Origin of the sequence: Paenibacillus anaericanus, assembly GCF_003994475.1 — a bacterium.
GTDB lineage: Bacteria > Bacillota > Bacilli > Paenibacillales > Paenibacillaceae > Fontibacillus > Fontibacillus anaericanus.
Genome location: NZ_RZNY01000001.1, coordinates 133,178 through 154,714 on the forward strand (window position 1 = coordinate 133,178; position 21,537 = coordinate 154,714).

The window sequence follows — 21,537 nt, forward strand, 5'->3', positions numbered from 1 at the left end:
TGTTTCATGCTACATAGTTTAAGCGGGAATGTAGAATCGTCCCCGTTCTACAGGGAGTTGTAATAGTGATGAATAATAAGCTTAACGAGGATCGTAAATTTACCCTTTGGGTGCTCGCCTGGCCGGTGTTTATTGAATTGTTTCTACAGTTTTTACTGGGTACAGTCGATACGCTCATGGTTAGTCGGATATCCGACCATGCCGTAGCCGTTGTGGGTTTCTCCAATCAATTGTTTAATGCGCTCACCACACTGTTTGCCACCGTGGCAAGTGGGGCAGGAATCGTTATCGCTCAGAAGATCGGTTCACGTCGTGAGGAAGAAGCAAGAACGGTTGCTATTATCGCATTTAAAGTTACAGCCGTTATTGGACTTGTACTAAGTGTGATACTTATAATGCTACCGCGACCTATCGCTGAGATCCTACAGCTTCCAGAGGAATTACTTCCGCTGGCAGAGGTGTACATCTCTATTGTTGGGGGAGGTATGATTTTAACGGCAATAATGTCTACGCTAGGTACGGCGATCCGTAATACAGGTAATACGAAAGGACCTATGTACACAGCAGTTGGAATGAATATCATCCACATTGTGATGAACTATTGTTTCATATTTGGTGCGTTTGGATTCCCGCAATGGGGATTGACCGGAGTAGCTATTTCGACGGTGATAAGTAGGTTGATTGCATGTATAGTGTTAATGTTCATCTTCTTAGGGACGTTTGAGCGGCGGATCGGATTGAAGGACTTCTCATTGTTTGATAGGAAGTTATTCAAAGAAGTGCTCGTCATAGGTTGGCCTCTTGGTATCAACTCAGCAAGCTGGGTATTCTCTCAATTGGCGATCTTCTCCTTCCTTGCAATATTGGGATCGACAGAGTTAGCGGCTAGGACTTATATGAATACGTTGGAATCCTTTTGTTTCCTACTGGGCTTCTCGTTGGCCCTTGCTTCGCAAATTCAAATTGCCCATTTATATGGCGCAGGAAAGACTAGAGAGGCTTACAGTTCAGTATACCGAATGCTTAGGGTAGGTCTTCCTCTAGTGATCGTCAACGCTTTTATTCTTGTGCTATTTGGTCGCCATGTGTTGGGTTTGTTCACTCAGGATCACGAGATCTTGTCACTATGTGCCTCGTTGTTATGGTTAAACTTACTGTTACAACCTGGTAAGATGGTGAATATGGCGATTGGGAATGCGCTAAATGCGGTAGGCGATACCCGTTTTACGATGAACATATCTTTAATCTTCATGTGGGTAGTTGCCACGGGTTGTTCTTATTTACTTGGTGTCTCTCTCGGCTGGGGTATCGTGGCGATATATGTCTGTATGATTTCTGACGAATATATCCGTGCGGTGCTATCTTACTTCCGCTGGAAAGATCGTAAATATTTACGATTGAGGGAAGAGGATATGAGTAGGAATAATTCAAGTCAGTTGACTACAGAAGTAGTTCACTCCTGTTAATGAAGAGGTAAATGGCATAATATCTTGGCAAAAAGAAGCCCCGGCCATCCTATAGGGATAGACCGGGGCTCTTTAATGTGGTGAGACTGCTTAAGATGTTATTCTTGTTCAGGGTTCCGATCAGGAAGCTGCTGCACATAACTATCGGATAATTTAAGTAACTCTAATGCCCGATTATATTCACTTTCTGTTGTAACTGCCTGCTGCACACTGTCAGGAGCAAAAGGGTACTGAGTTCCATCATCGTACCAAGCGCCTGGTATGAACAAGGCTTTATCATTCAGGAAAGAACCTGAAGGTAGATAGTAACGTTGCGGTAATAGGTTGTTAGTTTGGTTCAAGATATCCTGACCAAAGTGAATCTGATCTGTCAGCGATATTCCCATAAGGTTCGAGATTGTCGGTAGTATATCAACCTGTCCACCGACGTTGTCTAAGACAGCAGGAGTAACGCCTGGAGCTGAAATAATCAACGGAATGTTGATCATATCAATATAACCATAGTCTCTGCCGTAAATCTCATTCATAAGTTCTAAGCCTTTTTTATCGAGAGAGTATAGAGGCAGTCCGAGATGGTCACCATAAATAACAACTACGCTGTTATCCCAAATGCCTTTCTGCTTCAAATCATCGATGAATAATCCCAGCGCGTAGTCCGCATAGTTTTGAGAGCGGATGTAGTCTCCGACCATATTATCCTGAAAGCGTTCTGGTAGAGTGATATGATCCTTTTCATGCGGCATAGTAAAAGGATGATGTGCCGTCATCGAAATTACTTGGCTGTAGAATGGCTTACCGGCTTGCTGCATCTTTTCTAGCTCGGCAGCAGTCTTTTTATATAGCACTTCATCAGATGGGCCGAAGAACACGGCATCTTCTTTACCAAAGAAGTTATCTTGATCGTAATACCGGTTGAAGCCAACAGCTTCATACAGTTCGCGGCGATTCCAGAAATCAACAACATTGGTATGGAACGTAGCGGTATCATAGCCCTGAGCTGTTAGCAGCTTTGGAAGGCTTGGCAGTTCTTTGTAAGCGTAGTTCTGTGTTGCAGCCTCGTTATAAGGAATATAGGACGAGGTGTTGACGACAAATTCAGCATCTGAAGTATTACCTTGCCCGACCATTTGATAGAAATTTTTGAAGTATAGGTTATCTTTGACCAATGCATTTATGTTAGGAGTAATCTCTTGACCATCGATCGTTAAGTTAACCAGGAAGTTCTGGAATGATTCCATTTGGATGATGATAACATTCTTGCCTTGAGCAGTACCAAAGTATGCTGGATCTTGGACCGATTGCACACCTTTTAATTGATCGATTTTGCTTTGAGTAATGGCGTTCTTATCGACAAGTTCGATATCCTCATTGGCAAAAATGGAATACGTCTCGTAGTTTAGAATCCCCATTTGCTCCGCTTGCTTAATTTCATTCATACTGGCACGATTTGGCCAAATATTGAAGATACAAATAGTTAACGAAGCTGCAAATATCGTAGCGATAACGCCAGTGCTCAATTTTTTTAAACTGAAATAACTTTTTGTTTTGGGCAATCTCTTTTTACGAATAGCCCAGAAGCCAATGACAATGATGTCTAGGAATATTAGCAGATAGTAAGGCGCAAGTAGTGAAAACACGCTATTACTAACGGCTGTAACCTGATTTACTTGTTCGAGTGCGTGATAGGTAACTATGACACCATAATATTTATGATACATAATGGCGGCGAAGAAAATGGCTGTAACAATTAGATTTACTGTTAGATACATGCCCACTTTACGTTTGGAAGAGAACCACTCGATTAGACAGAACAACACCCATATAAATGGAATTTCTTTTAGCAGAGGCCCCCAAGGTTGTATGCCATCAAAAATGGACAACCAGGCGAGATAAATCTTTAAAATCAAAATAATTGAAAAAAAGACGAATGGCTTTGTGCTAATGCGCCGGATGTGGTCAAATAAAGGCACTTTATATCCTTCCTTTCAGATACTGTGTATTCTAATCGTTTTGAACTGGTGATTTTACATTGGCATTACAATTTTAGCAACCTCTAATATAATACATGAAATAACGTAAAGATGAAAATTAATCAATTGACTCAATTAGAAAGATATCCCAGCATTGTGTTAATGAAATAAGACGTAAAGCTGATTATTGACTTCATAAGACGTTATTTGGTAAATTAGTAGCATCCTCATAATAAGGAGAGTTTTTGATGTCGGTGAAAGTTCTTAACTAATAAATTTCATATGGACTGTACGATTGGTTGTAGAAAGAAAGACTGTTTTTTTTATTAAAACATGTCTTCGATTCTCTGTGCCTTTTTACGGTCTCTGAATTTAGTTAAGAACACACGCGGGACATCATACGGCGCCTTATCGCTGTTTGTTTCTATGGACCTCTAGACCGTGCTGTTTTTCAGCACGGTTTTTTTGATTGATCCAAAGGGATAGACATATGCGGGATAAGTTTAGGGCAAAGGATGGCATTCGTGCTTTCTTTTGCCCTTTTTGTGTTGTCATCCATTCAGAAAATTTAGGGGGTATAACATTGGGAATGTTTAATCTACACATGTTGGAATACGAGAGCATCAGGGAAGAGCTCATGAGGTACGCTGTTTCTTATGAAGGACGGCAGCGGATTAGCAAACTAAGTCCGTTGGAAGATAAGCGGAGAATTAGACAGGCGATTGAAGAGACAGCAGAAGCGAATGTGTTAATAGGAAAAGGTTCCAGTATTCCACTTCCTTCACTTGAAGGGATTGAATTAGTAATGTCACTAATGGGAACGGGATACTTGTTCACCGAGCAGGATTTGACAGCAGTTCAGCGATTTCTCCAAAGTTGTGGTCAGCTTAAAAAATATATGGCGTCCAAGGGAGAACTGGTGGATCGAATTGGCTCTTATGCTGCATCTCTGCGTGACTTACCGGCAGTCCAGCAGGAAATATTACGTTGTATCCATCAAGGCGTCATCACCAATCAAGCTAGTCGTGAATTAGAGAAAATACGACGGAAGATCGATGTAGTTAAGGAGAAAATCAAGAAGAAGGTTCAATCCGTGATGTCTCGTCATTCGAATATCCTACAAGAGAATATCGTTAGTGTTCGTGGTGGACGTTATGTTATTCCCGTGAAGAAGGAGTTCTATAAACAGGTGGACGGTCGAATGTTAGATCAGTCCGCAAGCGGACAAACGGTGTTCATTGAGCCACGGGAGATATCAGGGCTCCAGAGTGAGCTAGAGGCGCTGCAAGGAGACGAAGCGCGTGAAGAAAGTAAGGTGCTAGGGTACTTGACGGACTTGGTGGAAAGGGAAGTCGCAGAGCTTCAGCAAAACATCAACATTACGGGTACCTACGATTTTATTTTTGCGAAAGCGAAGTATGGTGCCTCGATCGGCGGAGTTGCAGTGACATTAAATGAGAACGGGGTAACAAAGATTAGTGGGGCTAAGCATCCAATGTTACTTCATAGCATGGTTGCGCTCGACCTGGAGATCGGGGAGTCGTATAAAAGCCTTGTTATTACCGGACCCAATACAGGTGGGAAAACCGTAGTATTGAAGACGCTGGGGATTCTTTCGCTGATGGTTCAGTCAGGGCTACTCGTACCGGTAAATCCGGGAAGTCAATTCGCTGTCTATTCTGGGATTATGGCTGTAATAGGTGACGGACAAAATCTAGAACAATCACTGAGTACTTTCTCTGCTCAAATCCAGAATCTTGTCCAAATGCTGAAAGAGGCGGGGCCTTCAACACTGTTGCTGATTGATGAATTGGCTGCCGGCACAGATCCTGGCGAAGGGATTGCCCTGTCGATTGCAATTCTGGAGGAATTTAGCCGTAAGGGTGCCACGGTGATGGTGACGACGCACTATAATGAACTGAAGACATTCGCATCTAAGGCGATAGGATTTCAAAATGCGCGGATGGAATTTCATGCAGAGACCTTACGTCCCTTATATCGTCTGACGATAGGTGAGGCGGGTCAAAGTTATGCGATCGAGATTGCGAAGAAGCTCGGTATTGCTGGTGGCATCATAGAACGTTCCCGGGATATTGTATCGCGTCAGTCCGGGGGGAAGGAAAAGCTGGATATATGGGATGATCTAGAACTGAATCCTTCGGCGACTAATGTGCTAACTAATCCTTTCTCAAGTCCTAGTACTAATATGGGGGCAAAGAAGGTAAAAGAACCAGCGCATGTATTCGAAGTTGGCGATGCTGTATTTGTAACTTCATTTGGGAAGATTGGTATTGTAAGTGAAAGTGAAGATTCTAGAGGTTTGGTAGAGGTTATGATTCAAAAGCGGAAGGTAAAGGTTAACAAGAAGCGGCTTAAACCACATATCAAAAAGCAGGAATTATATCCAGATGATTACGACATGGATATCGTATTTGACAGTAAAGAAAATCGGAAGAATCGGAAGTTGATGGGGAAAAGGCATGTCGATGGGCTTGAGATTGTAATAAGAAAAAATGAGGATTAATGATAGGGAGACCCCCCGTTAGGGGAGGTCTCCCTGATTTTATTATCCTATAGTTGCTGGGTCAGAATATCAACAAAATGTTCAAGGAACTGCTGATCTTCCTCGTCAAAGCGCCCCTGAAGTGGGCTGTCGATATCAAGAACTCCTAGTAGCTTGTCATCCTTGACGATGGGGATAACGATCTCACTATTGGAGGCTGCATCGCAGGCGATATGGCCTGGGAAGGCATGGACGTCCTGAATTCGTAGCGTCTCTCTGCGTTCTGCGGAAGTTCCACAGACACCTCTTCCCATAGGAATCCGAATACATGCGGGAAGCCCTTGGAATGGTCCTAAAACGAGCTCATTTCCGTCGTAAAGGTAAAATCCTACCCAGTTAATGTCTTCTAAATAGAAATTTAAAAGCGCGGAAGCGTTGGCTAGATTTGCAATAGTGTTGGGCTCATCGTGAATGAGTGCCCGTAATTGGGATAGAACAGCAGTTTGTTGTTCAGCTCGAGGTCCTGAGTAGTCTTTGGTATGAAACATAATAGTCTCCTTCATTAATAGCATTGAATTTTTATGTAACAGTGTCTAATGCTTCTTCAATAAACGAATGAACTTCATGGATATATCGATTTGGATCGACTCCGAAGGCGTTCCCATGAACAGCTTCCTCCACTAACAGGAGTCGTTTTGGCTCAGGCTTATGATTGTACAAGTCCTGACTCATGTGCGTGGGTACATAGTTATCCTCCGTACCATGAATGAATAACACGGGAAGCGTACTGTTCTCTACCGTCTTAAGAGGACTGACCTGCCCAAGCCGGAAGCCCGCTTTCCTCTTCGTATATCTGTCCACCATAGGCAGAAGGGGGAAGGCGGGTATTTTATTTAATACAGTTAATTGGTGGCGTATGAGCTCGGTCAAATCGGAATAAGGGCAATCGGCGATCACAAATTTAACGTTGGGATGAGCGATACTGAGATATTCGAGTACGGTTCCCCCACCGAAGGATTGACCATGCAGACCGATCACACAATCATTCCCGTAGTTCTCCAGAATCCAAGTCACCCACACCTCTATGTCATACTTCTCCTCATATCCATAGGTAGTGTATTTACCTTCGCTTTTTCCGTGCCTACGTTGGTCAATGAGCAGGATATTAAAGCCTTTCTGCTGAAACATATCGATATATTGTGTGGACACGGCAAGTGAAACAGTATATCCATGAACAATGATCGCCCATCGTTGTAAATCTGGATGGGGCTCTAGGACATATCCGTGCAGCTTTAATCCATCTTTGGAAGTCGTCTGTACTTCACGTTTGTCCAGTGTATCGAACCGTTCCTGCGAAAAGACACCTGTTCTCTCTAAATATTCAAACATGCTTTCATTGGTTTGGAGTTTCATTTGTGTGACCTGGCGAAAGGTGAAGTGCATTAAACCGCTTGCGATCAACAACACCAACAGTAGTACAAGTATTATAACACTGAAAACCATGAGAGAATCCTCCTTATGACCTATCCAGACTGTGTTAGTAGTATAGTATCCCAAATTGGACCAAGAAAAACGTCTTCTCTTTGACTCTCCTAGTCCATTTGTGATTAGCTATGTGTAGAGGTAATTAGGGGATGACGTGCGGAAGGAGTGAGGTAATTGTATAAATGTGAGGGAAATATCCCTGTGCTGGAGAGCGAGAGACTGCGGTTACGAGCGATGGAAAGAGCAGATGCTGAAATTTTGTTCCGTTATTGGAGCGATCCTGAGGTAGTCAAATATATGAATATTTCTCCATTTGCCTCTGTAGAGGATACGCTCGAAATGATTAACCTGCTTAATGGTTTATCCGAGAGCGATGACACTTTACGCTGGGGAATCGAACTGAAGGAAGAAGAAATTTTGATCGGTAGTTGTGGTTTTAATGTATGGGAATTGTCAGGATCCTATCGCGGTGAGATCGGATATGACTTAGGTAGAGAATATTGGGGCCACGGCTATATGTCGGAGGCGTTACATATGTTGTTGGCATACGGATTTGAGACGATGGGACTTAACCGGATTGAAGCGCTGGTGGACCCTGACAATGTGAGATCAAGGCAATTGCTTGGAGCATTTCACTTCCATGAGGAAGGTTTACTTAGAGAATATCAGAAAACGGATGCTGGATTTATCGACTTGTTAATGAATTCTCTTTTGAAACGAGAGTTCTATAGGGCGGGCATTTAGTATGATTTTAGAGGGATGAGATATGGGCAGCATATAACGGAGCGATGACTCCGTTATATGGCTGCCTGTCTTTATTTTTATAGGGGTATCAACTATAATTGTAGCTTGTGGTTAGGAAATATAAGTAAGAGGAAGAGAAGGGAAGGCATCATGAAGAATATCCCGGTTAATAGAAATTTTATACTGATTGGATTATTGTTATCGACATTTTTGGCTGCGATCGAAGGTACAGTTATCGGCCCTGCCGGGCCAAGAATTGTTGGCGATTTAGGTGGATATGAGCTGTTGAGTTGGGTGTTTACCGCCTATCTATTGGCAATGGCCGTTGCGACACCGATTTTTGGGAAAATTAGTGATTTGTACGGACGAAAACCGGTTTTTATCATCGGTTCAATATTGTTTCTAATTGGTTCCTTATTATCTGGACTCTCCCAGAGCATGGAACAACTTATCATTTTTCGTGCAATTCAGGGGATTGGTGCAGGTGGACTTATACCCGTTACATTCACGATTATTGGTGATATTTACAGTATGGAAGAGCGTGCCAAGGTACAGGGATGGATTAGCTCTGTATGGGGGATTTCCTCATTAGTTGGACCGTTGCTTGGTGGATATGTGGTCGATTCGTTGAACTGGCGGTGGATCTTTGGCTTTAATGTTCCGTTTGGTCTCTTATCCTTATTTATGATTATAAAATATCTTCATGAAAATATAGAGAAGCGGAAAGTTAAAATTGATGTGAGTGGTGCGGTTACTTTCACAGTCGGGGTGACGGCATTATTGTTTGGTCTAGCGACAGGAGGTAGCCAGTTTGCCTGGACATCGCCTGCGATGCTCGGAATTATGACGTTAGCAGTCGTTTCGCTCATCTTGTTCTTCATCGTAGAGAAACGGGCTGAAGAACCACTTGTTCCATTACAATTGTTCAAGGTGCGTGATATTGCTTTCTCTAACTTGGCAAGTTTGCTTGCGAGTGCCTTGTTAATTGGACTTACAACTTATTTACCGCTGTGGGTTCAAGGTGTACTTGGCAAAAATGCTACAATGTCTGGGCTCGTCTTAGCACCGATGTCTGTTAGCTGGATGCTTGGTTCTATCTTAGGTAGTCGTTGGATTATTACTCGAGGATCACGATATACTTCGCTGATTGGGATGGTTATTATTTCCCTTGGAGCCGTTGGTATGGCATTTATTACGGAAGGTACTCCTTTGTTCATTATGTTAATATTTAATGCTTTGTATGGATTAGGGTTTGGTTTCTCTTTCACGGTATTTACGGTAATTGCGCAATCATCCGTAGGCTATAGCTTACGTGGTGCATCAACTGCGCTTAATACATTCACTAAGTCGATAGGTCAAACGATTGGCGTTACCGCGTTTGGTGTACTGATTAATTTACAGATCGCTGCTAAGACAGCCAATGGCACGGCTTCCAGTGCCACAGTGTCACAAGACGATATCAACAAATTACTCTCACCAGAGAAGGTTCATTTACTGCCGCCGGATCTGTGGAGTGACTTGAAACATGTACTACAAGGAAGTCTTCACACGTTGTTTATTGTTATGGCTGTGTTGGCCTTGTTAGGTGTTATTAGTGTATTTGGTTTACGGAATCGGGCACCAAGAGCTGAAGGTAACGAGGAAACAATCGAGCCCGCAAAGAGTTAATAACCTCTTATGAAGGTGTTGTATAAAAAAGCGCCATTCTTCGCACCTTAACGGGGAAGGGGAGGTGTTACCATGAACGAGGAAATGAATCTGGATCAAACCATGCTGGTGAATGCGTGGCAACAACAGCTTCCAGAATATCTAAACCCAGGTGATTCAGCACAAGTGCTGGCGGACCAAGCGGATCCTCATGGCGTTCGGCTGCATATTGAAGCGGCAGGACATCAATTATATTCTTTTGACTTTCAATGCTCCTATGTGGACCCTCGTGAAGTTCGGGTAGATCTGGTCGATGTGGAGCTTGCAGGCCAAACTGTGGATGAAAATACAGAAGTGATTCAAGAGCTGACGAAGGATTACGTCCGTCATATCCATGAATGCGCACAGGCTCTTCACAAGATCACAAAACCATCTTAGAGAGCGAGGACTATTAGTCCTTCGATTTGATTCGTAGTTGCTCTAACAGAACAATATACAAAAATGACGTATAAACTGATTATCAGTTTTATACGTCATTTTTGTTGTCTATTTATTTACGGGAGAGTGGTGCAAGTTTCTCAGCTTCTCGTCCCATCTTCTTAAGTAGATCGATCATAAGTTGCTTTTCAGATTCGTTCAAGCCACTAAGGGCATGATCGATACGCTCTGAAAACTCAGGGTACAATTGATCCATTAATTCCTGACCTTTTGCCGTCAATTCTGCATAAATGACTCGGCGATCGCGTGAACATGGTTGACGGTGTAGTAAGCCTGCTGTCTCCAGTTTATCAATCACATAGGTAACATTACCACTCTGCAGTAGCAGCTTGGCGCCGATTTGTTGTATCGGTTGAGCCCCTTTGTAATAGAGAACCTCCATTACTGCAAAGGCCGTAGGATTGAATCCTTGGATTTTGCTTCCTGTCACAGCATGTTCGTTGACACTTTTAAAAGATTTAGCAAATACACGGTATAAATGCAACGATAAATCAGTTCCGCGCTCCTCGGTTTTCAACATTCTCATCCCGCCTTATTTTATATTTTCTAAATGAATGAAGTAGAAATGGCTTCTCCGTCCTTGATATGGGCGGTCCCCGTTTCTGTGAGAAATATAAGCAAAGTAAGAGTTGAAACTTATATTACTTATATTTTTAAATAGTTTGATTCATTGATATCTTAGAGCAGAATAAAAATTAAGAAAATATTATTTATCACAATTTGGGCTTTTTAATATTTAAAACTTAAGATAAAACAATAAAGTTCACACAATGTCCAAAAATTCCCATGAAATTCAATTCCCTCTGATAAATCTAATTATTCTTTTCCCTTCCTCCCCGAGTCTTAGTTGAAAATCAGCCGAGAGCAGGTCTAGGATTCACCCTTGAGCACGATGGAATAATGTTCCAACTTAATTAAGATTAATTACAGAGGATTTCATGAAGAGAATTTAATTATGGGAGTTGTTATTATGAAGGAAAGAACACCATCCGGTGGAGGATTATTGCAAAACCGTGCTTATCTAGCTTTGATCAGCTCACAGCTTGTTTCCAATCTCGGTGATTGGCTACAAATGCTGGCCTTGATTACGATGATCGGACTGAAGTGGCAGGCTACATCTTGGCAAATCACGATAGCAATGCTCTGTATTCTTATACCAATGCTATTAGGTGGATCACTGGCGGGCATGCTAGCGGATAGGATGGAGCGCAAGAAACTTATGATTATTTCGGACGTAGCACGTGCTGCAATAGTACTAGGATTGGTATTTGTTACTCAATTATGGCAGGTCTATCTACTTCTGATTGCTAAGGGCATCTTCGATGTGATGTTCTCACCGGCAAAAAATGGAAAGCTTAAAGAAATCGTAGCTCCGGAGCATATGGAGACGGCTGTATCCTACAGTGCGATTATCGAGCAAGGTAGCAAAATTATCGGCCCAGCACTTGGAGGGCTGTTAACGGTAGCCTTCGGAGTTTCTATCTGCTTTATTATCGATTCGGTTTCTTTTCTATTATCTGCCATCATCTTAATAGGTGTCCCTAGTAAGCGGAACATCATTCGAGCGAACGCAGTGGATGGTCTCTTAGAAAAGAAAAAGAAATTTAAATTTTGGAATGAGCTTGCTGCTGGAATCAAAATCATTTCTGGAATTCCGTTAATTGCATTTGGAACTTTGACATTAACCATGGTACTGCTAGTCCTGCAGATAGCAGATTCACAAGCGATTGTGTTATTCAGGGAAATCCCTGGGATACCTCAAAGCCTCTTCGGCTGGTGTATTACACTTAGTGGAGTGGGGACTTTAGCTGCTGTCGGAGTTTCTAAGTTACTGCGAAACTGGTCACCACTAAGCAAGATTGGTACTGGGGGTGCACTTCTGGGCGCTGCCTTTGCATTATCAGGCTTCCTTGTCATATTTGGTCTATTTAACTCTATAGGATATGCGTCAATGGCGGTTATCTTTTTTGTGGCAGGGCTGGGAGCAGGTTTAGTGTTTATTCCATTTCAAGTCATGTTACAGAAGCGCACCCCTGAGTCTTTGACGGGTCGTGTCTTTGGCACTGTTACAAGCCTAACTTCAACCGCGGCCGTACTAGGACCTATCTGTGGAGGTTTCTTGGTTACTACTTTTGGGCCTGCGCCAGCATTTATGTTGTCAGGATGTCTAATGATTGTCATTGGACTAGTGTTACTATTGTTCAAGTCAGCAATTCTAAAACGTGATCGCGAGGTTACGGAAAGTTTACTTGAAGCGGCTTCCTAGTGTAATGTGGTAAAATAAAACAATACTTTTAATAGATAAGTGAAGTAGGTGCAATGGTATGGACAGTAACGTACTACTGGAAGTAGCGATCCAAGAGGCGGGTTATGAACCAGGTATAGCCAAGTTACACAATATCAATATTTCTGTGAAGCGTGGGAAGTTGACGGGACTACTAGGTCCCAATGGGGCAGGGAAAAGCACGGCATTGAAGGGTATACTTGGACTTCTTCCTTTTGCAAAAATGACAGTGGATTATGGTGGCGCATCTGATAAATATGCTTATGTACCGGAGCATCCAGTATTTTATGAAACATTAACTTTGTGGGAGCATCTCAGCTTGGCTGCTGCTGTCTATGATATGGATGAGAATGAATTCGAAGAGTTAGGAAGAGCGTTACTAGAGAAGTTTCGGATGACTGAGGTGAGAGATCACTTGCCTGAGAGTTTCTCAAAAGGAATGCGACAAAAAATGATGCTGATGCTCGGTTTTCTCGTCAAACCGGATGTTTATATCGTCGATGAACCCTTTATTGGGCTGGATCCTCGGGCGACAAAGGACTTCCTTGAACTGCTGGAAGAGGAGCGAGGGCGTGGTGCGGGCGTCCTTATGTCAACGCATGTGCTCGATACGGCAGAGAAAATTTGCGATGATTTTATCCTGATTTCAGCTGGTAAAGTGGTTGCGAGCGGGACAATAGATGACATCCGTGAGGTTGCTTCTCTACCTGAAGGGTCACTTTTCGATTGCTTTGACGTGCTAACCTGATCCTAATTGTATCGAAGGAGAGAAAGTCTGTGACCAAGCCCCAATTGACAACCATTCATAAGTTATTTATGAGAAGAGGGTGCGACTTTGTCCGCAAACAATACCGTGCGCTGAATACTGTAGTAGATTGGATCGTGATGCTATATATCGGTGTACCCGGCATATTATTGTTCGCACGGATTTACTATAGCTTGTGGCATGAGGACCTTCCCACTTGGCTAGTCCAAATGCCTTATTCTACAGTTCCATCAGTGATGATGGGACTCATCTTACTTGGAGGCGGATTGACTCTGTTTCTCGAGGCAGCCGATGTATTATTCTTGAGACAGCAACAGAGATGGATTAAAGGTCTGATGTTACGCGGTGTTCTGGTTTCGATTATGAGTCAAGTGCTATTACTTGGAGCGGGTGTGGCCGTTTTGCTGCCACTGTTGCAACGTATTTATGAAATGAATAGTACGGCAGTTATATCTCTATATCTCGTTACACTAGGTGCTAAATGTATACATATGTTTCTAGAAAATTTGATCAACATCATGTTGAAAGGGTGGAAACGCTGGGCACTACTATCTTTGGTAACTAGTATTTTAGCTGCAGGATATATAGCCTGGACCGTCAATGGGACAGGATATCTCGGAGTAGTTCTGTTATTCTGCGTTGTTATTACCATTCCACTCGGATGGTATAGATTTAACAAGAAGTGGTGTTTCGAGGCAGAGGTTCGTGAGGATGAGCGGCAGAAGACGAAATTGACCAGCTTACTGCTCTTAGGTGCTGTTGATCGTCCTTCCGCTGTACGCTCACGTCCAATATTGTTTCAACATTCGAATGCACTGTTACCCTCGCGTAGTCCTGAGACCAGAGTGGCTGAGTTAGTTGTTAAATCGATTTTACGCAGTAAAAATGCGCTAGGCTATCTTCTGTTCACGTTGCTAGGCTTTATTGGGGTTCAATTACCACCAGCCCCAATCAACATCGTCGTATACATTCTCCTGTTATTTCTATTGCTTCACTGGATGAACAGTTATCGACGCTACTTTTTTTCGCGGGAACTGATGAGAATTCTCCCTCTTAGCTCCGATATGGAGTTTCGTTCCGCCATTCCAACGCTACGAATTATGTTATTTCCGGCCATTCTGTGCCTGAGCGCGGGACTTGGGCTCTCTTTACTCAGTGGATGGGGTCTCCTGTTATCCATTCCTTGTGCGGTGCTCGTAACTTGGTGGCTAGGAGCTGCTCCATGGAAGGTTTCTTCGAGAAGGAAGATTTGAGAGTAAGTTCGTTCAGTCTTTTCCCGCGGCATGTTTTCCGGCGGTATACCCAGTTGAAAAGGCAGCCGTAATATTGTATCCGCCTGTGTAACCGTGAATATCAAGAATTTCACCACAAAAGTATAATCCATTAATCTTTTTGGACTCCATAGTTGTAGGATCTACTTCTTTTAAATTTATCCCACCACCTGTAACGAAGGCTTCTCTTAATGAAAGTGTTCCATAGGCTCTTATAGGAAATGTTTTTATAAGTTTCGCAAGGGCCATCCAAGACTGTTTAGGAATATTGTCATGAGTCAAATCCTCGCTTAATTGGGCATTTTGTAATAGAAGGGGGATTAACCTTTCAGGCAGGTACCCTTTTAATACATTTTTGATGCTCTTCTTGGGTTCTGCTTTTGTTAATTTTAAGGTTTCAGAAAAGATTTCATCGACACTTTTGTCTGGTGAGAGATCTATGGTAAGCAGGATATTTCCGACATCATATTTCTTCAGGGCTTTGACAACAAACTGACTACATCTTAGGGCTGTTGGTCCTGATATTCCGAAATGAGTAAATAGTAGATCACCATGATGCTCAATGATCTTTTTACCTTTTGGGTTCCATACTGAGAGTCCAATGTTTCTAAGAGACAAACCCTGTAGTTCTTTAGATTGAATGAAAGGTTCGTTTGAAGTAATAGGGACCTCAGTCGGAAATAGTTCTGTAATTGTATGTCCTGCATTCTCTGCCCAAATATACCCATCTCCTGTAGAGCCCGTATGAGGGACAGACTTTCCTCCCGAAGCTATAATAACTTTTCTTCCATAAATGATCTCATTAGTTTTGAGACGTATTCCTACAACCGTGCCATTAGCGTAGAGTACATCTTCAACGGGAGAATTGACTCGAATAGATACTCCTTGTTTCCGCACCTGATTGACTAGGGCATCAACAACAGACTTAGCCTTGTCTGTCACAGGGAACATTCGCCCATTATCTTCCTCCTTGAGCTTAATTCCTAAATTTTCGAAGAAGGCTATGATATCTTTATTATTGAATTTAGAGAAAGTACTATATAGAAAGCGTCCATTGCCCGGTATATTCTTGATGAGGTCTTCGATTTCTTTATTATTGGTAACGTTACATCGTCCACCACCAGATATTCCAAGTTTTCGTCCTAGTTTATCCCCTTTATCTACAAGGAGGACCTTCTCGCCATTTTCACTAGCTGCGACGCTTGCCATAAGGCCTGCTGAACCCCCGCCAACTACAATTACATCGTACATATTTATCTCCTTTTTGATCTAGATCTATTTGTATTTATTTGATTTTTTTTGTGGAATACATGTCACTCTTTAGTCTTAAATAAGAATTATTGTAAAAAACTGTCGGCTATGTTTTAATCGAGACATGAATGTTATTCTTCCACCTGAGGAGGGAAAAAGTGGATGCTGTAAAGGAAATCCTACTACAGGTCTTGATTGCTAGTTTGCCCGCATGTCTGTTTCCGTTATGTTATGAGAAATCCTTCAATTACTGGTCTCGAAATTGGGAATCCGAGCGGCAAGAAGAACGAAGAGGTACTAAAGAGTCATATTCTACGGGATTTATGCTTACCTGTATGATCAGTATGTTGCTGTGTTCACTTTTCTCTGTTCAGCTATGGGGAGTTATTCCACTCAATTTCGGCATTGTTCCATTATTTGCTCTTATGTTATATGGTAGATTGCGAGATGGGATTGCCCTGGCTCTGCTCCAGCTTATCATTTATCCTATATTTGCAGTAAACTACACAATCACAGGACTGATCTTAGAGACAGGCGTACTCCTGTACCCTATTATACTTTTGGCATCCAATCGGTTTAAGAATAGCGACCGTTATGGCAAGATCGTGTTAATCTCACTTTATTCTGTGATTGGCGAACTACCTTCCGCAATTTTCCCTCTATTAAATAGAGGTTTGAACTTTGATTTGGATGTAACCATTATATTTGCGGCTATAGCCAATATCGTGACTACACTGTTGATTGCCAGCTTATTTATTTATATGATTGAGGGCACCATGGAGAAAGAGAAACTCCGTCTTCAGGTCATGCAATTGTCACGTAAATATTTCCGTGAAGCTGAGAAATTACAACAGATGATGGATGCCGCTCCACTAAGCGTTATTTTACTAGATCAACAGCACGGTATTGTGTCGATTAATGACACCTTTCTTCAATTATACCGGATTGAACATCCGAGTGCGATACGAGACGATCTGCTCAAGCAAAAACTGGACAGTGTTCTAGAAGGGTTTCAGTTGGAAAGTATCATTACCCAGGTTGAAAAAACACTGGAGGGTGAGTCTAAGAGTAACATCTTACTACATAATGGTGATAAAACGTACATTACAAGTACTTCCCCTATAAAAAAGGGATATACAGATGAAACTATCGGTGTCGTCATAATTTTACAAGATATAACAGAGCTTGAGGCACTACGTAAGGAATTGAACCATGTTGAGCGCCTGAGTCTCGTTGGTCAAATGGCCGCAGGAATTACGCATGAAATTCGTAACCCAATGAGTGTAGTACGGGGATTCCTACAACTGATGAAGGAGCAGAGTCCTTCTTCATTAGACCACTATTATCGGATTGTGATGGAAGAATTAGATCGTGCCAACTGTATAATTAATGACTTTCTATCCATTGCTCAGAATCAGGTAGTTAATATGGAACGATGTAGCTTACATGACATAATTAAGGAATTAACTCCGCTATTATGGGCGGATGCTAATTTACGTGGTCAGAGCATAGAGGTTGGACTGGATGAGCAGGTGCCTTCCCTTTTTCTTAATGCCAAGGAGATCAAGCAAGTGATCCTAAACCTAGCCCGCAATGGGATGGAGGCGATGGATGGGAAAGGACAGCTAACGCTACAGACCAAACTTACCCCATCTGGTGTAGAAATGATAGTTAAGGATACAGGCATGGGGATTCCTTCTGCACTTAAGGAGAAGCTGTTCGAGCCCTTCTACACGACAAAGGTCCAGGGGACAGGACTCGGGCTTGCGCTATGTCTTAGTATTGTGGAGCGTCATGGCGGGAATATTACTGTGGAATCGGAAGAGGGAAGTGGAACAGCAGTTATTGTTTTTTTTCCGATCACCGAAAGTTTTCTTTGAAACAGTAATCTATTAGCTTAGGACAAGAGTTGATCTTTTTGAAAGTTGCTTTCCTTTCTTTTGAATGTATAATAAAATAAAGCTCGGTGAAGTGGCAGAGTGTCAGCCATGTATCGCTAGTAAACATAAGGAGTGAGCGCGAAATGTCGATGTCATTTGACCAATACATGAGAGATATGGTTCAACCGATGAGGGATGAACTAACCACTCTTGGAGTTCAAGAATTACGTACCCCTGAAGAAGTAGAGGGGAATTTGCCTACATCAAAAGGAACGGCTTTGGTCGTTGTGAATTCGGTATGTGGTTGTGCTGCTGGGCAATGTCGCCCCGGTGTTGCCAAGTCGTTGCAGAACGACCTGACTCCAGATCATTTATTTACGGTATTTGCTGGGCAAGATAAGGAAGCTACGGCCAAAGCACGTGAATATTTTGCTCCATATCCACCTTCATCACCTTCCATTGCTTTGCTGAAGGACGGAGAACTTGTTCATTTTATTGAACGCCATCAGATTGAAGATCGTTCTGCTGATGATATTGCTGCAGAATTAATCGGTGCTTTTGATCGCTTCTGTCGATAAGGAAAGCTGTCAAGGGACGCCCCGCAAATCGGCATTTACCGGTATTTGCGGGGCGTTTTATATAATTACATACATTAGTGGAGGGATCAGACAATGAGTTTGCAACAGGAAATCATTAAGCGTTTGGGTGTGAAGCCAAGTATTGATGTAGATCAGGAAATTCGTAACCGCGTGGATTTTTTGAAAGAATATGTGAAGAATTCCCGCAGTTCTGGGTTGCTGATTGCTATCAGCGGCGGGATAGATAGTGCGGTTGCGGCAGGTCTTTGTAAGCAAGCGAGTGATGAATTGACACAGGAAACGGGTAACGAATATATCACACTTGGTGTATTCCAACCTTATGGCCAACAGGAAGACATTCAACATAGTTATGACGTAGCTAAGGCCTTTGAATTAAAGCATACTTTGGAGACCAATATCGAAGAAGCCGTAAATGAGATCTCATTAGAAGTAGAGCATGGACTTAAGTCTATTGGACAGTCACGTCACATCAGTCATCAGGGTAAGGGGAATGTTAAGGCGCGGACTCGAATGGTTGTTCAATATGCATTATCTTTCGAATTGAATTTACTCGTAGTAGGTACCGATCACGCTTCCGAGGCGATTACTGGGTTCTATACGAAGTGGGGTGACGGTGCGGTAGATATTACACCGCTTAGTTCGCTGAACAAACGCCAAGTTCGCGCGCTTGCTGCTCGTCTGGGTGTTCCGCAGGATATTCTTGATAAAGCACCAACTGCTGGTTTATGGGAAGGCCAGACCGATGAGAAGGAGCTAGGGATTAGCTACGAAGATAACAGTGATTATTTAGAGGGTAAAGAAATTGACCCTGCTGTTAGAGAGCGTCTCGAAGCTTTCTATAGTAAAACTGAGCATAAACGTAGCCCAATTCCAGGGATTTAATGTAGCTCATATTTAAATGGTATCAAATAAAAGAGATAAGATTCATGACTACGAGTACAGTAGTATGGATTTTATCTCTTTTTTGCAGGTTTAGTTACTTGAAATTATAAGCGCCTGAATCTCCAGCTCACACTTTGGAAATCACCCGCAGTAACTGGAACTTGAACTCCTGCGTACATCAACGTGTCTCCGTGCATAGTTAGCCCTAACGATTGCTCTACATAAACGGCTGATGGGTCTAACCCACGTAGCTGTAAGCGACGTAATGGCTCTGCCGGCTCGGCTAACACTTTGATCCAGAAGACGAGAGCCTCGTCTTGTTCTTCCGATACGAACATCCAGGCGGTTTCATTGCCTTCAAATGGACTACTTAAACGGTAGAAATCTCCATTGAATGTCAGGTCGCGTACTTCTTTGCATTGGGAAATTTGCTTTTTTACAAGCTCTTTTTCGTCTAATGTCATCTTAGTTAAGTCTAACTCGTATCCAAAATTGCCCGACAGAGCGACATTACCTCTTGTGCTAAGGGGCGTAATTCGATGAACCTGATGATTCGGAACAGCTGTAACATGTGACCCCATTGCGCTAATAGGATATACTAAGCTCGTTCCGTATTGAATCTTTAATCGTTCAATAGCGTCTGAATTATCACTTGTCCACGTCTGGGGCATGTAATAGAGCATTCCCGGATCGAACCGACCTCCACCGCCAGAACAGCTCTCAAAAAGAATATGTGGGAAACGCTCTGTGATGGTATCTAACACTCGATATAGCCCAAGCATATAACGATGAGCTGTCTCCCGTTGACGTTCTGGGGGGAGACAAGCAGAACCGATCTCCGTCATATTGCGATTCATATCCCATTTAACATAATTTATAGGTGCAGAGGATAGAACACCACTTAAGTTTTCGATTAAAACGTCACATACATCCTGTCGAGATAGATCAAGGATTAACTGGAACCGTCCTTCGGTTCGACGACGGTCGGGAAGATGCAGACACCAATCAGGATGAGCCCGATATAATTCACTATCTACGGAGATCATTTCAGGTTCTAACCATACCCCGAACTGCAAATCCCGTTCGTTCAACTCTTTCGCAAGTCCTGATAGGCCATTTGGTAGTTTCTCAAGATTCACGAACCAATCGCCCAAAGAAGTCCGATCATTGTTGCGCTTCCCGAACCATCCGTCGTCTAATACGAATAACTCAATTCCCAGATTCTTCGCTTCATCAGCTAGACTAACGATCTTCTCCTGGTTGAAATCAAAATAGGTTGCTTCCCAATTGTTAACGAGAATGGGTCGTACTTGATCGCGATACTTCCCACGACTTAATCGTGTGCGATAGATCTTGTGATATTGCCGAGACATGCCACCGAGCCCTTCACTGGAATAAACCATCACCACTTCTGGAGCTTGGAAGGTTTCACATGGTTCAAGTAACCAGTTGAAATCAAATGGATTAATTCCCATACTGATGCGAGTAGTCTGGAATTGATTTACCTCGATGGAAGCTAGAAAATTACCGCTATAGACCAGGCTAAATCCATACGCATCACCATGATCCTCTGTCGTGGTCGGCTCCACTAATGCAATGAACGGATTATGTTGATGGCTACTTGCACCCCGACGGCTCTCCACGGATTGAATACCTGGCGCGAGCAACTTCCGATGCATCCATCGCTCTTTGGCCCATGCACCAGATAATTGAATCCACTCCATAGACTTATGATGGAAATCAATACTAGCGCTTAATGCCCGAAGTAATCGAACTGGCTGCTTCCCTTGATTGGTAAAACGTGTAGATCTCACAATCGCATCAAAGCTCTCATATACGGTATAGCTTAAACATATTTCCATATTACTCACTGGATCTAAGAGAGTGATCTCCAGCGTATTCGCTTCTGTATCCGACTCGACATAAGTAGCTGGAAGACCTTCTAACCGTGGTTTTCCAGGCACAATCCGATGGGATTGATAGAGTAATTCTGCTGCCGTTGTTCCGTTATCGAACTGTATTTGATAGGCGGGCTGGCGAAAATCTGATGTGCCATAACCCGGATACTCCTGTGCTACAACATCAAGTGAGAAATAGGGTTCATCTGGGTCAGTCATAGGTGAGAAGGGACGCTCCACTATCGGAAGGAACTGTGTTAAGTCAGAATCGGTTATTTTCCGTCCCCAATGTAAATGTACTAAATAACCACGATGATCTACTTGGAAAATATAACTGGTCTTCTTCGATTGTAGATGAAAAATCCCATTGTCTGCGTTATATATAATTCCCAT

17 protein-coding genes are annotated in these 21,537 nt (G+C 42.8%); 11 read left to right on the forward strand and 6 right to left on the reverse strand.

The genetic code is table 11. From position 1 onward, the window contains the following. Positions 1-68: 68 nt before the first annotated feature. Positions 69-1,466 carry an MATE family efflux transporter gene (locus EJP82_RS00630; protein WP_127190084.1) on the forward strand — a complete coding sequence of 466 codons (1,398 nt, stop codon included), beginning with the start codon at positions 69-71 and terminating at the stop codon, positions 1,464-1,466. A gap of 98 nt (positions 1,467-1,564) precedes the next feature. Here EJP82_RS00630 and EJP82_RS00635 read toward each other — a convergent pair whose 3' ends face one another. Then, positions 1,565-3,436: an LTA synthase family protein gene (locus EJP82_RS00635; protein WP_127190085.1), complete on the reverse strand. Its 1,872-nt coding sequence runs from the start codon at positions 3,434-3,436 to the stop codon at positions 1,565-1,567. Between the two features lie 589 nt (positions 3,437-4,025). Between EJP82_RS00635 and EJP82_RS00640 the strand changes: the two genes are divergently transcribed. Then, on the forward strand, positions 4,026-5,960 hold the full coding sequence (locus EJP82_RS00640; protein ID WP_170220108.1) for an endonuclease MutS2: 1,935 nt from the start codon (positions 4,026-4,028) through the stop codon (positions 5,958-5,960). A 47-nt stretch (positions 5,961-6,007) separates the two neighbouring features. On the opposite strand, the gene EJP82_RS00645 is transcribed toward EJP82_RS00640, so the two are convergent. Then, the gene (locus EJP82_RS00645; RefSeq protein WP_127190374.1) at positions 6,008-6,487 is read right to left on the reverse strand and encodes a GAF domain-containing protein; all 480 of its coding nucleotides are present in this window, start codon (positions 6,485-6,487) and stop codon (positions 6,008-6,010) included. 31 nt (positions 6,488-6,518) lie between these two features. Beyond that, on the reverse strand, positions 6,519-7,442 hold the full coding sequence (locus EJP82_RS00650; RefSeq protein ID WP_127190087.1) for an alpha/beta hydrolase: 924 nt from the start codon (positions 7,440-7,442) through the stop codon (positions 6,519-6,521). A 156-nt stretch (positions 7,443-7,598) separates the two neighbouring features. Between EJP82_RS00650 and EJP82_RS00655 the strand changes: the two genes are divergently transcribed. The 3 genes from EJP82_RS00655 (at position 7,599) to EJP82_RS00665 (ending at position 10,253) form a co-directional block, all read left to right on the forward strand. After that, positions 7,599-8,168 (forward strand): GNAT family N-acetyltransferase, encoded by a 570-nt coding sequence (locus EJP82_RS00655; protein WP_127190088.1) that lies wholly within the window; start codon positions 7,599-7,601, stop codon positions 8,166-8,168. Positions 8,169-8,318: 150 nt separating this feature from the next. Further along, on the forward strand, positions 8,319-9,836 hold the full coding sequence (locus EJP82_RS00660) for an MDR family MFS transporter (RefSeq protein ID WP_127190089.1): 1,518 nt from the start codon (positions 8,319-8,321) through the stop codon (positions 9,834-9,836). Positions 9,837-9,908: 72 nt separating this feature from the next. Then, entirely contained in the window at positions 9,909-10,253 is a 345-nt protein-coding gene (locus tag EJP82_RS00665) for a hypothetical protein (RefSeq protein ID WP_127190090.1), read from the forward strand. A gap of 112 nt (positions 10,254-10,365) precedes the next feature. Here EJP82_RS00665 and EJP82_RS00670 read toward each other — a convergent pair whose 3' ends face one another. After that, positions 10,366-10,833, reverse strand: a complete 468-nt coding sequence (locus tag EJP82_RS00670) for a MarR family winged helix-turn-helix transcriptional regulator (RefSeq protein WP_127190091.1) — start codon at positions 10,831-10,833, stop codon at positions 10,366-10,368. A gap of 450 nt (positions 10,834-11,283) precedes the next feature. Between EJP82_RS00670 and EJP82_RS00675 the strand changes: the two genes are divergently transcribed. The 3 genes from EJP82_RS00675 to EJP82_RS00685 are packed head-to-tail and all read left to right on the forward strand — an operon-like array spanning position 11,284 to position 14,616. Further along, on the forward strand, positions 11,284-12,579 hold the full coding sequence (locus EJP82_RS00675; RefSeq protein ID WP_246053931.1) for an MFS transporter: 1,296 nt from the start codon (positions 11,284-11,286) through the stop codon (positions 12,577-12,579). Between the two features lie 58 nt (positions 12,580-12,637). Then, positions 12,638-13,345 (forward strand): ABC transporter ATP-binding protein, encoded by a 708-nt coding sequence (locus tag EJP82_RS00680; protein ID WP_127190093.1) that lies wholly within the window; start codon positions 12,638-12,640, stop codon positions 13,343-13,345. A gap of 29 nt (positions 13,346-13,374) precedes the next feature. Further along, positions 13,375-14,616 (forward strand): ABC transporter permease, encoded by a 1,242-nt coding sequence (locus tag EJP82_RS00685; RefSeq protein ID WP_127190094.1) that lies wholly within the window; start codon positions 13,375-13,377, stop codon positions 14,614-14,616. 12 nt (positions 14,617-14,628) lie between these two features. Here EJP82_RS00685 and EJP82_RS00690 read toward each other — a convergent pair whose 3' ends face one another. After that, a complete protein-coding gene (locus EJP82_RS00690; protein ID WP_127190095.1) occupies positions 14,629-15,885 on the reverse strand; it encodes a BaiN/RdsA family NAD(P)/FAD-dependent oxidoreductase in 1,257 nt (418 codons plus the stop codon). 158 nt (positions 15,886-16,043) lie between these two features. On the opposite strand from EJP82_RS00690, the gene EJP82_RS00695 reads away from it, so the two are divergent. The 3 genes from EJP82_RS00695 (at position 16,044) to nadE (ending at position 19,246) form a co-directional block, all read left to right on the forward strand. Beyond that, complete coding sequence (locus EJP82_RS00695; protein WP_127190096.1) at positions 16,044-17,765, forward strand: two-component system sensor histidine kinase NtrB; 1,722 nt, start codon at positions 16,044-16,046, stop codon at positions 17,763-17,765. A 143-nt stretch (positions 17,766-17,908) separates the two neighbouring features. After that, on the forward strand, positions 17,909-18,343 hold the full coding sequence (locus EJP82_RS00700; RefSeq protein ID WP_127190097.1) for a BrxA/BrxB family bacilliredoxin: 435 nt from the start codon (positions 17,909-17,911) through the stop codon (positions 18,341-18,343). A gap of 93 nt (positions 18,344-18,436) precedes the next feature. After that, positions 18,437-19,246: an ammonia-dependent NAD(+) synthetase gene (nadE, locus tag EJP82_RS00705; protein ID WP_127190098.1), complete on the forward strand. Its 810-nt coding sequence runs from the start codon at positions 18,437-18,439 to the stop codon at positions 19,244-19,246. 104 nt (positions 19,247-19,350) lie between these two features. Here the strand turns inward: nadE and EJP82_RS00710 are convergent, their stop codons facing one another. Then, positions 19,351-21,537 (reverse strand): alpha-galactosidase, encoded by a 2,187-nt coding sequence (locus EJP82_RS00710; RefSeq protein ID WP_127190099.1) that lies wholly within the window; start codon positions 21,535-21,537, stop codon positions 19,351-19,353.